This window comes from Roseibium sp. TrichSKD4 (assembly GCF_000148725.1).
In the GTDB taxonomy this organism is placed as follows: domain Bacteria; phylum Pseudomonadota; class Alphaproteobacteria; order Rhizobiales; family Stappiaceae; genus Roseibium.
Genome location: NZ_GL476320.1, coordinates 477787 through 493354 on the forward strand (window position 1 = coordinate 477787; position 15568 = coordinate 493354).

The 15568-nt window shown below is 55.5% G+C and carries 12 protein-coding genes; 3 read left to right on the forward strand and 9 right to left on the reverse strand.

The features are described from left to right. Nucleotides 1-2 precede the first annotated feature (2 nt). Nucleotides 3-1214, reverse strand: a complete 1212-nt coding sequence (locus TRICHSKD4_RS23050; RefSeq protein ID WP_040617503.1) for an aminomethyltransferase family protein — start codon at nucleotides 1212-1214, stop codon at nucleotides 3-5. Nucleotides 1215-1365: 151 nt separating this feature from the next. On the opposite strand from TRICHSKD4_RS23050, the gene TRICHSKD4_RS23055 reads away from it, so the two are divergent. The 3 genes from TRICHSKD4_RS23055 (at nucleotide 1366) to TRICHSKD4_RS23070 (ending at nucleotide 3900) form a co-directional block, all read left to right on the forward strand. Beyond that, on the forward strand, nucleotides 1366-2250 hold the full coding sequence (locus tag TRICHSKD4_RS23055) for a LysR substrate-binding domain-containing protein (protein ID WP_009469405.1): 885 nt from the start codon (nucleotides 1366-1368) through the stop codon (nucleotides 2248-2250). 162 nt (nucleotides 2251-2412) lie between these two features. Beyond that, nucleotides 2413-2685, forward strand: a complete 273-nt coding sequence (locus TRICHSKD4_RS30405) for a hypothetical protein (RefSeq protein ID WP_139052262.1) — start codon at nucleotides 2413-2415, stop codon at nucleotides 2683-2685. Nucleotides 2686-2871: 186 nt separating this feature from the next. After that, entirely contained in the window at nucleotides 2872-3900 is a 1029-nt protein-coding gene (locus TRICHSKD4_RS23070; RefSeq protein WP_009469407.1) for a LacI family transcriptional regulator, read from the forward strand. A 39-nt stretch (nucleotides 3901-3939) separates the two neighbouring features. On the opposite strand, the gene TRICHSKD4_RS23075 is transcribed toward TRICHSKD4_RS23070, so the two are convergent. The 8 genes from TRICHSKD4_RS23075 to TRICHSKD4_RS23110 form a co-directional block, all read right to left on the reverse strand. Beyond that, nucleotides 3940-5007: an ABC transporter ATP-binding protein gene (locus TRICHSKD4_RS23075; protein ID WP_009469408.1), complete on the reverse strand. Its 1068-nt coding sequence runs from the start codon at nucleotides 5005-5007 to the stop codon at nucleotides 3940-3942. 11 nt (nucleotides 5008-5018) lie between these two features. Then, nucleotides 5019-8168, reverse strand: coding sequence for a glycoside hydrolase family 38 C-terminal domain-containing protein (locus TRICHSKD4_RS23080; protein ID WP_009469409.1), 3150 nt, complete (start codon nucleotides 8166-8168; stop codon nucleotides 5019-5021). Nucleotides 8169-8172: 4 nt separating this feature from the next. Further along, on the reverse strand, nucleotides 8173-9000 hold the full coding sequence (locus TRICHSKD4_RS23085) for a carbohydrate ABC transporter permease (protein ID WP_009469410.1): 828 nt from the start codon (nucleotides 8998-9000) through the stop codon (nucleotides 8173-8175). Beyond that, the gene (locus TRICHSKD4_RS23090) at nucleotides 8997-9845 is read right to left on the reverse strand and encodes a carbohydrate ABC transporter permease (protein ID WP_168157067.1); all 849 of its coding nucleotides are present in this window, start codon (nucleotides 9843-9845) and stop codon (nucleotides 8997-8999) included. The genes TRICHSKD4_RS23085 and TRICHSKD4_RS23090 overlap by 4 nt, the downstream gene beginning before the upstream one ends. A gap of 189 nt (nucleotides 9846-10034) precedes the next feature. Continuing rightward, nucleotides 10035-11354, reverse strand: a complete 1320-nt coding sequence (locus TRICHSKD4_RS23095) for an extracellular solute-binding protein (protein ID WP_009469412.1) — start codon at nucleotides 11352-11354, stop codon at nucleotides 10035-10037. Between the two features lie 338 nt (nucleotides 11355-11692). Next, on the reverse strand, nucleotides 11693-13147 hold the full coding sequence (locus TRICHSKD4_RS23100) for an alginate export family protein (protein WP_009469413.1): 1455 nt from the start codon (nucleotides 13145-13147) through the stop codon (nucleotides 11693-11695). 84 nt (nucleotides 13148-13231) lie between these two features. After that, entirely contained in the window at nucleotides 13232-14650 is a 1419-nt protein-coding gene (locus TRICHSKD4_RS23105; protein ID WP_009469414.1) for a carnitine 3-dehydrogenase, read from the reverse strand. Beyond that, on the reverse strand, nucleotides 14647-15558 hold the full coding sequence (locus TRICHSKD4_RS23110; protein ID WP_009469415.1) for a 3-keto-5-aminohexanoate cleavage protein: 912 nt from the start codon (nucleotides 15556-15558) through the stop codon (nucleotides 14647-14649). The genes TRICHSKD4_RS23105 and TRICHSKD4_RS23110 overlap by 4 nt, the downstream gene beginning before the upstream one ends. Nucleotides 15559-15568 lie beyond the last annotated feature (10 nt).

Below are 15568 nucleotides of genomic sequence, written 5' to 3' on the forward strand. Positions count from 1 at the left end.
CCTCATTCTGCAGCGATCGGTTTGGTCGGGATGTCCACCGGCTTGCCGCGCGGGATCAGGCGGTCGGCGTCATACATCGGCAGGGTGCAGAGCTCACCGCTTCGAGTGGACCCATCAGCACAGAGCACGTCTACCTTTGTGCCCGGACCCTGCGCGGGGTCATCCATGCGCACGATGCAAACGCCGCAACCCTGATAGGGCGAATAGCCGGAGGAACAGACCTGGCCGACATCCTTGCCATCAATCGTCATGACGCGTCCAAGCTGAGCCACGCCACCGGTGACCCGCATGCCCCAGGTGCGGCAGGATTTGCAGGCCTCCTCCAGCGCCTTGCGGCCAACAAAGTCACGGTCGTCAAATTCGACAAAACCGCCAAGACCCGCCTCGAACGGCGTCGTCTCGGCTCCGAAGTCCGACCCGGCGTTGAGCAACCCGGCCTCGATCCGCCGAGCGCGGAACACCGGCGTTCCGGTTAGCAGGATATCGAACACTGCGCCGACCTCCATGATCCGGTCGCCGATGGCCTGGATGTCGGTGTCGGGCAGCAGGTAGACTTCCCAGCCCAACTCATTGGTGAAGCCCGAGCGGCTGATCCAGCAGGTCTGGCCCGCGATGGAGACCTCGGCGCAGTCGAAATAGCGGAAAGGATCGGGCATTGGCCCGTCCAGCACAGCGGCCAGCAGGTCCAGCGACCGCGGGCCCTGAATCTGGCTGACCCAGACGTTGGGGTCGTGGATTTTCACGTCCAGCCCCTCGGCATGGGCCTTGTACCAGCTGAACAGGTCGCCGTCGACCTGCGCCATCCAGAACCTGTCCGGCGACAACCGCAGCAGCACGCCGTCGGTGATCATGCCACCATCGTGGTAGCAGGCAAATTGATAGGAGCAACGGCCCGGCTTTACCTTGCTGACGCTCCGGGTGAACACCATGTTCAGCAGGGTTTCCGCATCCGGCCCACTGATCTCGATTGGCAATTCGCCGGTGTGACGAAAAGTGACATTGGTGCGCACGGCCCAATACATTTCGTCATCTGTGGCCGTATCGAGTTTCTCCGGCGTCAGGCGAGAGTTGTAGAGCGTGTATTCGGGATCGTAAGGCAGTTCCATGTAGCTTAGCGGATGGGGCGGCATTGTGCGGGTCAGCTCGCGCGGGCGCTCACCTTTGTTCTGGAAGGCTTTGACTGCGAAACGATAGTGCGAGAGGTCGGTTGTCATGATTTCACCGTTCAGAGTTGTTAGACGCCTGCGGGTGATCTTCGACAAGGACAGATGGATGCCACGCATTGTTTTTAGGATATTCGGCCGCCTGGGCTTGGCGCAAATCTAATGATTTGCACAAGTCGTTCGAAAAAATTAGACAATAGTAATGCGCTTTCGTTCCTATGATGCCCTCAAAATATTTGATTCCGTTGCCCGCAATCTGTCGATGACCAAGGCGGCGGATGAATTGCATCAGTCGAAAGGGTCGATCAGTTACCAGGTGGGCAAGCTTGAAGCTGAGCTCGGCTTTCGCCTGTTTGAGCGTGCGCACGCAAAACTGGAACTGACGGAGGAAGGGCGCAGGTTGTGGCATGTGTCCCAAACAGCCCTTCGCCAGATCGACCGTGAAATCGAAGACCTGCGTGGCTCTGCCTCAGGTGCCGTAACTATTGGCGCACTGACCTACTTCTCGTCACGCTGGCTATCACCAAGGCTCACCCGCTTCTTCGAGGCCAATCCCGGTATCAGCCTGAGGATCGAACCCATCAGTTCTTTGGACATGCTGAAGAGCGTCAGGGTGGACATGGCTGTCCTCTGGGGAATTGGCGGCTGGGAGGGCCACAAAAGCGAACTTCTTCTGTCCTTGCCTGCTGTTCCAACCGCCAATCGCGCGGTCGCAGAGCAGGTGAGGCAGCTTGGACTGGCCGAGGCGGTCAGGCACCTTCCTCTCTTAGGGGACAGTTCCGGCGATGCGGGTTGGCGGGCCTGGCACAAAGCCGCGGGGCTACCTTACGCGCCCAGCCGATCCAGCCTGACCATCCCGGACTCAAACAGCCGCGTTCAGGCGGTGTTGGATGGCCAGGGGATTGCCCTTTGGGATGATCTGGTCGCACCTGAATTAACCGACGGAACGCTTGTCAGATTGTCCGATGTCAGAGTCGAAAACGCGGGTTACTTTGTCATTTCCACGGATCGGCCGATGTCTCAGGGTGCGGAGGCATTTTTGGACTGGTTGCGGGCTGAAAGTGATCGCAGCGATGGGCCGGTTTAGGATCCCGCGGACCCGCAGCGCTTGAACGGCGGGTTTGGCGAATCCTGCCGCGCCGCCGAATTAGCCCCTCCGCATGAGCGAGAGCTTTCTGCGTCAGCAATAGCTGCGATTGCGCAAGTCCGGTTTGTCCCGCAGCGTTATCATTGAGGCGAGGCGTAGCGAATGTCCGAAGACGGCAATGCCTTTTCCCAATTTCGCGCCGCCGACTACAGGAAACTGGCCAGACAGAATCTGTTCGGTTTTGAGGAATCCGCGTGCGGTGAGAAAAATGCGGTCGGTGGCTTGGAGGGCAGGGAGGCGATCTCTAAGGTGCATAATTTCAATAGGTTAGAGGTAGAGAAGGTTGGCTGCCAGTCCCGTTCCCACCGCCATCATCTCAAAAATCTCCGATTTCTTTGTTGTTGTTCCGCCGCCATCGCGGTCAGAGCGGTTTGAGCTCCAAATGCTTGGTTTTGTGCGGGCACTTATCCCGCTGCAAAAGGGTATCTCCCGACATAAACCCGCGTTTTTCGGCTCTCATGTACATGTCAAAAATACAGAGCTATCCGGCGAAAATAACTCGCATTGCAGGCGAAAAAGTCTTAGTTTCAAGGACATGAAGCTTATGATTTGCCGAGATGTATGACCAAAAAAACTCCGGACGCGATAAACAGAAAGAGACCAACACTTAAGTCAATTGCCGAGCGGACGGGGTTGGCCGTTACGACTGTTTCCAAGGTTTTGAGAGGTCAGGGCAACTTCAGCAACGACACGATCAAACGAATACAGCAGGTCGCAGAGGAAATCGGCTACCGACCAGACCGATCAGGCGTGGGGCTGCGCACCGGCCGCAGCTATGTAATTTCGGTTGCTTTCAACCAGTCTGAGGATATTTCTGATTTCGAGCGGCAAATCGTGTCAGGTGTCGCATCTGCACTTCACGAAACTCCGTATCAACTATCCCTCAACGTGACCTTTCCCGGAGCGGACGAGGTTGCAGCCTACCGGAATATTGCAGAGTTCCGCCGGGCGGATGGCATTATCTTTGCCGATACATTTCCTGACGACGCCCGGGTCAAGCTGCTTCAAAACCTTGATTTTCCTTTTGTCACTCATGGTCGCACGAAACTGTCAGAACCCCATGCGTTCTATGACTTCGATAACGAGAAATTCGCTTACCTGTCAGCGCTCAGATTGGCGAGCAACGGGCGGCAAAGAATCGCCATTGCGTCTGAAGATGTTGGTCTGACATTTTATGAATATGCGATGGATGGCCTTCGCCGGGCAGCGCAGGAAACAGGGGTTTCCGTGTCGGTTTTAAGACCGGCACCAGGTGTGAAAACCTATGCGGCGGCGATCCATGAAGGCGTGCGAGCTGCTGTCGCCCAAAATGAGCTGCCAGATGGCATCATCTCATCCAGCGATATTGGAACGCTCGCCATTCTTGACGCTCTGGCGATCGAGGGGATCAAAGTCGGGACAGATGTTGATGTTGTCTCACGAAAAACATCCTCGATCCTCGATTTCTGTCAACCGCGAGTGGACACGATTTCCGAGGATTTGGCAGAGGCCGGCGAGGTGATGGCGCGTCTGTTGGTACGCCGAATTGAAGGGGAGGCGCCCGCCAATTTGCAGATCATTGGCGAGCCGTTTCCTGATTGGGAGCAATGACCCAAACGCCGGTTGGACGACTTGGGCGGCCAAAGGCCTCTAATCCAGCCGTTCTTTCATATCATCGAAGAAATGCGCCCGGTTGGTATCAAACCCCAAAAACACTGACTGGCCGATTTCACACTCAACAGGTTCATGAGAACGCGCCGTGATGCGTTGATCGCCAGCCAGTAAGTGAATGACGCTCTCATCGCCGAGGTTTTCAACGAGATCTACCGTTGCGTTAAGGCCCGTGCCGGCGGCTTCTGTTTTGAGCTTGAGGTGTTCCGGACGAACCCCGATGACAGCGGCGTCTGACAAAAGCGCCATACTCGCATCAGGCAAGCGGATTTCGGCGTTCTCGTCTGTGGTGACAAGATGATCTGTCGCCGAGGAGACACCGAACAGGTTCATCTGAGGCGAGCCGATGAAGCTGGCGACAAACGGATTTGCAGGCTTGTCGAACAGGATGCGCGGCGTGTCGTATTGACGGATATCGCCTTTCTCCAAAACGGCAATTCGATCCGCCATTGTAATCGCTTCAACCTGATCGTGGGTGACATAGATCGTCGTGATGTTGTGGCTACGGTGAAACTTCATCAGCTCCATCCGCATTTCTACGCGCAGCTTTGCGTCGAGGTTTGACAGCGGCTCGTCAAACAGGATGATCCGCGGCTTGCGCACAATGGCTCTGCCAATGGCCACTCGTTGGCGCTGACCGCCGGACAATTGGGAGGGTTTGCGGTCAAGATATTCGGTCAGCTGCAGCGTATCCGCGACTTCGCGCACCGCCTCGGTAATCTGCTGTTTGGTCTTGCCCTCCAGCTTCAAGCCGAACCCGATATTGTCGTGTACGCTCATATGCGGATAGAGCGCATAGGATTGAAATACCATCGAAATGCCGCGCTCCCGCGGGTGCAAATCATTGGCGCGCCGACCGTCGATCAAAAGATCACCAGCGGTGATGTCTTCCAGTCCGGCAATCATCCGCAGAAGGGTAGACTTCCCGCAGCCTGATGGGCCGACCAAGACGGTGAAATCGCCTTCCTGCACCTCAAGGCTGAGGTCGGAGATGACGTTGATCGTATTGTAGTCCTTGCGAATGTGCTTTGCTTCAAGAATGGCCATCGGTTTTCCCATTACTGTTCACGCCGCACGGAGACGGCAAGGCTGACAATTTCAAAAGGGGTGAAGGAGAGTGGCAAAGTGCCAGACGCGCTAAGGTCAAGGGTCTCTATGGCTTGATCCATAAGGTCAACGCGGCGGACCTGATCAACCGGGAAACCGAAGCTCACCTCTGCGATTGAGCGCAAATTGCCTTCTTCTACCAAGCGAAGGATGATCTCCTCGCTGTTTTCGCTCGCCTTGAAGGCATGCACAGCGATGTTGTCGCAGCTGACTTTAATCGCCCCAGCCTCAAAGGCAGGCGCCTGTGTTTGCTCAGATTGGCCGACAGGGAAGGTGCGCAGCGGATGGCTAAAACACTCTGCCCGGCGCGCAATATCCGTCAGGACCGAATGGCCGTTTGCAACAGTCAGTCCATAGCGGAAGCGGTGTTCTTCCTGATCCGCTGTTTCAAACGGATAAGTGCCTGACTTGACGAGTGTAATGCGAAGGCCGCCATCGCGCGCGTCATAGCCGTATTTGCTGTCATTGATGAGCGCTACGGCATAGTCCTGTTCGCTGAGCGCCACCCACTTGTGCATGCTGGCTTCAAAGCGTGCGAAGTCCCAGCTTGTGTTTTCGTGCGTGGGGCGGGTGACATGGCCGAACTGGATATCAGACTTCACCTCGGTGGTCTGAACATCAAGGTCAAAACCAGCCTTGAGCAGGGTCTGGCTTTCCTTCCAGTCCACAAAACTGTCAAACTCAAGAACAGTACCATCCGCTGTCAGCGAGATGATCTGAACGATCCGCGACTTGTTGTAAGTCCGGTCCACACGCAAGGCTGCACGATAAGGACCCTGTTCGATGACCTCGAACGATGAGGCGGTCTCAATCGGCCATGACTTTTGGTCGAAATACCATTCGATATCCCAGGCATCCCAACGCAGCGGCTTGTCTTCAAAGGCGACAAGGCGGTTGCCTCGTCCCCCGGGCCGCAAAATGGAACGTCCGGTTTTCTTGTCAATCAGCGCGGCAATTTCGCCGGTGTCTGCAAATTCGGCCCGAAGATGGGCGTTTTCCAGATGGCGTGGGCCGACCGACAGCTCTTGTGTCGGCTGGTTCGCTGGGGTCTCGACGGAGGACGGAGACAGCCCGGTGATCGACATGGGGGCGAGGCGGTCAAGCGCGGCCACATGTTCGCTTGTGCCATCTGCACGGCAAATGGACTGAAGCGGAACCGGGTGACCGTCTGTTGCGACAATCGACAGGACATCTTCGTCGATGTCTCGAACATGAACCAATTCGCTAGACCGCTCATTGCCTATTGCGTTGATGATCGCCAGCGGCGTTTCAACAGACTTGGAAAGCGCGTCCGTTAGAAGCGCTTCACTCTCGCGGAAGAGGTCTTCGTATTCAGCATCGCTAACCTCGTAGACTTCTTCAATTGAGGTTCCTGGCAAAATGTCGTGGAACTGATTGAGCAGAGTGAAGCGCCAAAACTCGCCAAGTTCCTCACTGTGCAGCTCGGCATTTTGGTTGGCAATCCGATTGCTGGCGATAACAAATTCAAGATCTTTCAACCGGTTTTCGGCATCGCGGTTGAACTTCTTGTTCTTGCCAAGTGACGTCAGAGTGCCACGATGGAACTCAAGATAAAGTTCGCCAACCCATTTCGGAAAGGCATCAGGAGCCTTGTCCATCTTGTCGCCGAGGCGATCGAGAAACGGCTTGATACCCTCAAATGTGACCTTGGGGCTGCCGGGAATGCCGCGCATCATGCGTCGGCCAACTTCGATCATTTCCTGCGTAACACCACCGCCGCCATCGCCGTGGCCATAAGGAACCAGCACATTGTCGTGAGACTGCTTCGGTTCAAACCGTTTCCACGCGCCTTTGACGTAGGACACATCAAGATCTGGCTCGTAGTAGGTTCGGAAGGTCGTAGCATCATCCCGCTGAGTGGTAATCAGGTAGGTGTTGACGGCGGTTCCATCGATCCCATGCCAGAAGAAGGCGTCATAAGGGATCCGGTTGGTGTCGCTCCAGGACAGCTTGCTTGTGACCAGAAAGTCCACTCCGGCTTTCCGCATGATTTGCGGCATGGCAGCGGAATAGCCGAACGTGTCCGGTAACCACAGGATTTTGGGCTCTACGCCAAACTTCTCCATGTGATAGCGCTTGCCGCGCTGGATCTGGCGGATCATGGATTCACCGGAGATGATGTTCACATCCGGCTCCAGCCACATCGCGCCTTCGATTTCAAAGCGTCTGCCGCGAACGTGCTCCATCACACGCGCAAACAGATCCGGCGCGTCCTGTTCCAGATAGTCCAGAAGCACACACTGGTTGTACATGAAGACGAAGTCGGGGTTTTCATCCAGCAGCTTCAAGGCCGTTGCCATGGAGCGCACCATCTTTTCGCGCGTCTGGGAGACGGGCCACAGCCACGCAACATCAATATGTGTGTGCCCCACGCAGCTGACGAGCGGCTTGTCGTCAGTGTCCTTGAGTGCGTAGATTTTTTCGGCAATCTCGGCCGCATGGGGGAGGGAGGTTGCGAATTTGTCCCTGTCCCGATAGTCCAGCTTGAGCAGGGCTTCGTCGATCAGCTCCAGAATGCGGTACTTGCGAAGGTCTTCATCATCAAGGCGAAGCGCGACTTCGAAAGGAACATTCAGGTCATAGAAAAGAGCGGTTGCCGCCGTATCGCGCCAAATCTGCTCGATCTGATAACCGCAGAGGGTGCGCTCATCGCCGGTGTAATGGTTGATGTGAAGTGTCGCGGTTTCGCCATGCTTTACATCGTTGGCCAGCGTAATGTCCGGGTGATAGCCGTCGACACCCTGCAATGTCTTGCCATTCAGCCATACAAGCCCTTGGCCCTGCGTGCGGCCCATCAGGACGACGTTTTCGCATTTGATCCGCAGGACGAGTTCTGCATTTTCGGGGCCTACCGGCATTTCAACTTCAGTTGCGAACCAGTGATGGCGCTTGGCTCCGCCCCAAACCAGATCGGCAGGAGCCACCGGCCAGTTCTGCCAGTTTTCCCGCAGAACCTCAGTCTCAGACGCTTCTGTAAACTGATAATGCAGCTTCAGCGCAGAGCCTGCGGGCCACTCGGTGTGAGCCTTCAATTCGTCCAGAAAGCGCTTCAGCTTCTGTTGGCGTTTTTCAATGTTCATGGCGTTAACCCTTGACGCCGACGCCTGCAAAGCCGGTCGTCAGGTTTCGTTTGAGAAGGAAGTACACAAAGATGGCGGGCGCGGTGTAGATGATCGAATAGGAGGTCAGGAACCCGTAGTCGGTTGCGCCATATTGGCCGAAGGCCGCGTACAGCCCAATAGCCATCGGGAAGGCTTGGTCGCTGCGCAGCATCAGGAACGGAAACAGAAATTCGTTCCATGCTGTTGTGAACGCCATGAACCAGATGACTGCAAGTCCTGCTCTGGAGAGCGGGAACACGACATGCGCCAATGTCTGGTACAGCGTTGCGCCCTCCATGTAGGAGGCTTCCTCGAGTTCACTCGGGATTGTGTCGAAGAAGTTCTTCAAGAGCAGGATCGCAAACGGCAGGTTCATCAAGGTGAGCACCAGAATGACACCGCCAGTGTTAAGCAGTCCTAGGGCCCGTCCGGTCAGAAACACCGGAATGATGATCGCCGTTTGCGGGAGAATGCGAAGGAGCGCGAGGCTCCAAAGGATTGTGTTTTTATATGGAATGTTCAGCCGTGAGAACGGGTAGGCTGCAAAGGCTGCAAGGATCGCGGTCAGCGTCGCTGACGTGAAGGCGATGAACAGCGAGTTCAGGAACTGGCGTAATGAAGTGCCGGACATCACCGTCACAAAGTGATCCAAAGTGAAGCTGGTTGGTACCACAAATCCGCCCGATGCATTCGGGTTGACTGAGGTCATCAGCAGCCATGACAGGGGGCTGAGCCAGGCGATAACCACCACCGCCAGCAGGATATTTGTTGAGGCCGATTGGGTGAACGAAGGTTTGACGGATGTCATCATCGGGTCTGGTCCTTGTTCTGGCGGACATAGAAGATCGAAAGACCACCGACGATCAGCATCATCGCAATTGCAACGGCAGACCCGTATCCCAGTTTTCCGACGTCAAAGGCTTGTTTGTACATGTAAATCGACAGAACTTCGGTCTCCCGGCCTGGTCCGCCACCGGTGAGGGCGTAGATTAGGGAGAAGAACGCGTAGGTCCAGATGGTCACGAACAGGAGGTTCGTTGCGATTTGCGCACGCAGAAGCGGAAGCAGAACATGGCGAAGACGCTGGAGCGCATTGGCACCATCCATATAGGCGGCCTCAATCACCTCGCGTGATACCGTATCAAGGGCTGCGGAAAAGAGCAGGTAGGACCACGCTGTTCCCTTCCAGATATTCGAAATGATAACCACCTCAATGGCGTATTCATTGAGAAGATTGACGCTCTCAAAGCCGAGCGGCTGCAGGATTATGACATTGATCATGCCGTCGGAACTGGCAAACGCATTCCACATGAAAGCGGCCACAACATCAGGCGCCAGCCAGCCGAACAGAATGGCGAACTCAACAAAGCTCTTAAGCCGAAAGCGGCTGCTTTTCATGATGATGGCCAGCAACAGGCCGATTCCACACTGGCCGACAATGGCAGAGAAGAATGTGAAGACAGTGGTGGTCCAGACGGACTGCAAAAAGCCGTCTCTTGTGATCAGCCGAATATAGTTGTCAAAGCCGACGAAACTCGGATTGATCGACTTGCGCCCGAGCAAGGACAGATCCGTGAAACTCGTCCATATCGTCCAGCCCGCGTAAAAGATGAACAATAAAATGAACAAGACAGCGGGGATGGCTGCTATGGCCATGGGCTTTGCCGAACGGCGCAGCCACACATGCGATGTGGATATCATCCTGGATCTCGCCAAGCTGGAGCTGAAAACGGCAGGGAACCGTCAGATGGCTGAACGGTTCAGCCATCTGCATGCCCTGGCGCAGAACCGACGGATCGGTTCACAGGCGGTTCCGGCAGCCGGAGCTGCCGGGAGATCAGATCATTACTCGATGATCTTGACTTCTTCTTCGCCAAACTCGTCTTCCAGGTTCTCACGAAAGGTCGCAACGGTTTCGTCAATGGACTTGCCGTCGAGAATGTCCGTGGTTGCCTGTTGGACAAATGCAGATACGGAAGAATAGCCCGGGAAGGTGTCACGGCCCGTGGTGTCTTCCAAAAGCGGGGAGAGCGATGTCAGGTAGGCATCGGCCTTATAAGCCGGAGCTTCCAGCGCATCGCGCCGTACAGCAGGACGGCCTTGACCAGCGACCCACTCGGCATAACGATCAGCCTCGAAAATTGCTTCCATCAGCTGCCACGCCAGATCCTTCTGCTCAGAAGACTCGGCAATCGCGATGTTCCAGCCACCAGAGATATTGCTGGTTGCAGGCGCGTTTTCCGACCCGTCACCCGGAAACTTGGTCCAGGCCATGAATTCGTTCCGCTCGTCCGTGGACTTTTCGATGCCAGCAGACCGCCAGATGGAATTGAACTCCCAGGAACCATTGGCCATGATGCCGATATTGCCGTTGGCAAAGGCGCGGCGCATGTCGCCCCAGACGTCCGGCGTGTAATACAGCTCGCGTCCTGACAGTTCCTTGTTAACGAAAACGTCCTGATAGAAGGAGAGTGTCTTGCGAATGGCCGGGCTGTCGCCGATCCATTGGCCTGCATCCCAGTCACGCAAACGGTTTGCACCACCTTCAGCGCCATCTGCTCCGAGAAGAGCCATGTAAAAGCCCTGCATTGTGGTTGCTTCACCAAGCTTTGTGCCAACCGGGAAGTAGAGCGGGTATTCGACGTCCGGATTGGAGGCCTTGATCTTTTCCGCTGCTGCGAAAATGTCGTTCCAGTTCTTCGGCTCCCAAGGCTCTGCAATGCCCGCCTTTTCAAAGATCGCGCGGTTATACCAGAGCATGCGAACATCGGTGTAAACCGGAATACCGCGAACAGCGCCGTCGATGGTTGAAATGTCCTTCAGGGAGCCAAAATAGTGGTCCCAATCCGCCCAGCTGGCTGTGTAGCCGTTGAGGTCAGCCAGATAGCCGCTTTCCGCATATTCGGAGGTGCGGTAGCTGTCGTAGACGATCACATCCGTTGCAGCGCCGCCAGCCAGATCGATCGTGATGCGCTTGTCGATTTCCTTTGGGACGACAGTGGCGACGACTTTTTCGCCGGTTTTCTTCTCAAATTCTTCAAAAGCCGGTTCCATCAAACCTTCCCATCCAGACGGATAGGTGATGGTGATATCTGCAGCAGCAGCGGACACCAGAGCCCCCGTGGCAACGCTGGCTGTCAGCACGGATAAAAGAAGATTGCGCATATCGATCCTCCCAAGGATTCATAACAAGTACAACGATGTACTAACTGAAAAATACAACGTTGTACTTACTGCTGTCAAATCCGATAAATTCGCACCAAACTGCCGTCGGGTTTTGAGTGGGTTAGAGATAAAAGCTCATGCTCGCCCTTGAGCTGACTTTAAAAATTCCGGTCATCAGGTGGACTGAGTGCTATCGGAGCAGGGCGTTAGGTCTGGTCATTTATCTTGTAAAAATTCGTAAGATCTGCGCGGCCCGAAATGACATACAAGTGTGGCTCGTTATCCATCCGGATCGATGCAATTTCGTGTACCTATCACTGCCGCAAATGCATGCCACCTCAGTAATTGATCACGAGATTGACGAAGCCACCGTACCAAACAGGCAGATCGCGCCCGGCGGCCAAATCAAGTCCCTTGCCCGGAAGTGATGCGCTCAAGCCAGCTGTCAGAAACGAATTTGGGGTGACAACGCGGCTGTACTCCAGAAAGAAGTCGTCTGCGAGATGAGCATCGGTGACACCGGCTACGATATTGTCTCCTCCAGCAATCTCAAATCGGGTGGCTTGTCCGAATTGGATTGGGCTGCGCAGTTCGTTGGCTCGGATATGAGCATATCTGAGAGTTATGGAATCGCGCGGGCTCGGCTTGAGATTAAATGCCAATTCATGCGCCCGAACATTGGAGTTGATGAAGGTCATCGAGGACTTTGACCCCGTCGCCCAAGTGCTTGGCGATCCGTCATAATAGAGCGGATCGAACCGCTCCTGTTCGGGTGTGTTTGGGTTATCCCCAGAGAAGGTTTTGTAGGTGTAGGTCAGCGACGGAAGCCATCTCATGTCGGTCCAGATATGGCCCACCTGAAAGTGGCCGCCCCAAGCGAACATGTCGTTTTTATTGTTGGTTTCGATTGCTCCATCCAGAGCGAAATATGCAGTCCCAAACCGGTGCTTCAGTGGCCCTGAGTGGGCATAGAAGTTGATGGCGTTCAGACCATCCCGCGCACCCGGAATAACCGTAGGCGGCCCTATGCCCTGAGAGGCCGCTTTGGGGTAAGAGCTGTTGGAAGACAGCACATTCACAAATGAAACGCCGGCGAACCCTCCACCCTTTCCATCATAACGAACATCAATGCCAGCCAGTTCGTTTTCATTGTCTGTAGAGGGCATCTCGTTCGGGTCGAGATAAAAAGCTGTCGCCGAAACATCACCCAGTTTTGCCTGGCTGATTGCAGCCATTTCCCACGCTTTTCGCGGGCCAAATTTCAAAGCGCCTCGTTCGAACCCGCTTGACCCGCCATTTGCAATCAACATGCCGGTGCCCAAACGCAACTCTCTCGGCCCTATAGAGAAGTCGAGCTTGGCCAGATTATCGAAGCGTTTCTGGATGCCTATATAGCCTTCTTCGAGCGTTATGCGTCCCGTCTGACCAATATCGTAAGCATCTGTGCCTCGTGTGTAGGAGGCGACTGCAGAAGCTTTGCCATAAAGGGTGAGGGTTGGGGTTAGTGCCTGAGAGAGGCTTATGCCCGGTTTGAGATAGCTTTCGACCCATCCTTTATCCGGATCATAGTCTGCAGTGCGGGCGAAAGTGTCTGATAAAGTCCAGAATAAATTGCCCTCAGCGACCAGATTTAACCCAGCTTGAAAATGCAATTTGGCTTCAAACCCGCTGTCATTCTTGAATAACAACGGGTCGGTTGTCTGCGCCATGCCAGCTGTAGGAGCGCCAAGCAGGATGAACAAAATGATCGCACTGCAGTCAGATAGGCGGCGCGCTCGAGAAGGGCAGGCCATGCCGATGAACTCTCAAATGAAACAAGTTCATCATCTTCATCGCGCTTGACAGATTGTCAAGGAAGCAGGGCGAACACGTCAGTCTTAACGTCGCTCGTCAACAAACCGCCCAGCCCCATCTGGCAAAGGCAATTTTGAATGGTCTTGCGCGAATTGCTCAAGCTTCTCCGAAATGGTCGCCTGCGGCGCGCAGCTCGATCGTGTCGTCAGATCAACGTGCAACAGCAAGGTTTCCATGGTCGCTGCCAATTGCCCCTTTGATCCATGGAGAAAGTGAAACAGGTGCAGCTTCTTGCCTTCGCCCTTCAAGACCTGTGTTGTGATGGTCAGGTGCTCGCCTGCATGGAGTTCATCCAGATAGCGGATGTGGTTTTCTACGGTGAAGTAGCTCTTGCCTGAGACGATGTAATCGGCATCCGCTCCGATCATTTCCATGAAGCGATCCGTCGCCGCCGCGCCGGCTTCCAGATAATGGGCCTCGTTCATGTGACCATTGTAGTCGGTCCAGCTTTGCGGGATCTGGCGACTGGCCGTGATGGGCAAGTCAACGGGCTTCGGCTCGGGAAGGACAGCTTCATGCGTATTCAACACACCGCCAGCTCCTGTGCCCGTCTTTTTGAGTGCGCGCATCATGCCAACAAGATTGTCATCGCGCAGGCGCTCCAGCTCGCGAATGGACATATGACCGGACTGGGCATCTGATTGATCGGCGATCAGGTCAACGAGCTCTTCGGTAAACTCGGGCACGTCCATCAGTTTGCACCAGGGCCATTCCAGCGCCGGGCCGAACTGGGCCATGAAGTGTTTCATGCCCGCTTCACCGCCTGCAATCCGATAAGTCTCGAACAGTCCCATCTGAGCCCAGCGAATACCGAACGCCATGCGAATGGACTCGTCGATTTCTTCTGTCGTGGCAATGCCATCTTTGACGAGCCACAGGCTCTCCCGCCAGACGGCCTCAAGGAGGCGGTCAGCGATGTGCGCTTCGATTTCCTTGCGCACGACGAGCGGGAACATGCCAATCGACGTCAGGATCTCTGACGCTCTAGCGGTTGTCTCGGACGTGCCGACGAGTTCGACCAGAGGTAACAGATAAACCGGGTTGAACGGGTGGGCGACAATGGCACGCGCGCCGTTTTCATTCAATTCGGACGGCTTAAAGCCGGACGTGGAGGACGCAATAACTGCAGTGTCCGGAGCAAGGTCAGAGAGCTGACCCAAAACGGAATGCTTCAGTTCAATGCGCTCCGGTACGCTTTCCTGAACCCACGCAGCACCAGCGACGGCTTCTGTCAAATCTGAGTGAAATCTCAAAACCCCTTCGCAGGGGAGGGACTTGTCGTAAAGCGCTGGGAGGCTTCGACGCGCATTGGCGATCACTTCCCCAATCTTGCGCTCAGCTTGCGGGTCCGGGTCAAAAACGGCAACATCCCAACCGTTCAGCAGAAATCGTGCGGCCCATCCGCCGCCAATGACGCCGCCACCAACAATTGTCGTCTTCATTGTGGAGCCCTCTTGGTCAATCCCAGCCGCTTGCGCACATCTTCAGGGCCGATGATCCGCGCGCCCATGCCTTCGATGACGCCAACAGCCTTTTCAACCAGCTGCGCATTGGTGGCGAGAACGCCTTTTTCCAGAAAGAGATTGTCTTCCAGCCCGACCCGTACATTGCCGCCAGCCAGCACCGCCGCGGCTGCATAGGGCATTTGATCCCGTCCAAGACTGAAGGCAGACCAGTCCCAGTCCTCGGGAATAGCGTTGACCATGGCGAGGAAGGTGTTCAAATCATTTGGTGCACCCCACGGCACACCCATGCAGAGCTGCACAAGAGCCGGGGAGGCCAGCGTACCTTCTTTCACCAGCTGTTTGGCAAACCAGAGATGCCCTGTGTCAAAGGCCTCTATTTCCGGTTTCACGCCGAGCTCGGTCATCATGGACCCCATGGCCCGCAACATGCCTGGCGTGTTGGTCATCACGTAATCGGCCTCGGCGAAGTTCATCGTGCCGCAGTCGAGGGTGCAGATTTCCGGCAGGCACTCGTTGATATGCGCCATCCGCTCGGTGGCACCAATCATGTCGGTCGCGCCTTCTTTGACCGGGAGGGGCGCTTCGGTGGAGCCAAAGACAATGTCACCACCCATGCCTGCGGTCAGGTTCAACACGACATCCACATCGGCAGCACGAATACGGTCTGTCAGTTCGCGGTAAAGATCAAGACGCCGAGACGGTGCGCCCGTTTCCGGGTCGCGCACATGGCAGTGAACGATGGCGGCACCGGCCTTTGCCGCATCAATGGCGCTGTTTGCAATCTCTTCTGGGCTGCGAGGCACATGGGGTGACTTGTCCTGTGTGCCGCCCGATCCGGTGACCGCACAAGTGATGAAAACATCCCTGTTCATTTGCAATGGCATGTTGTTGTTC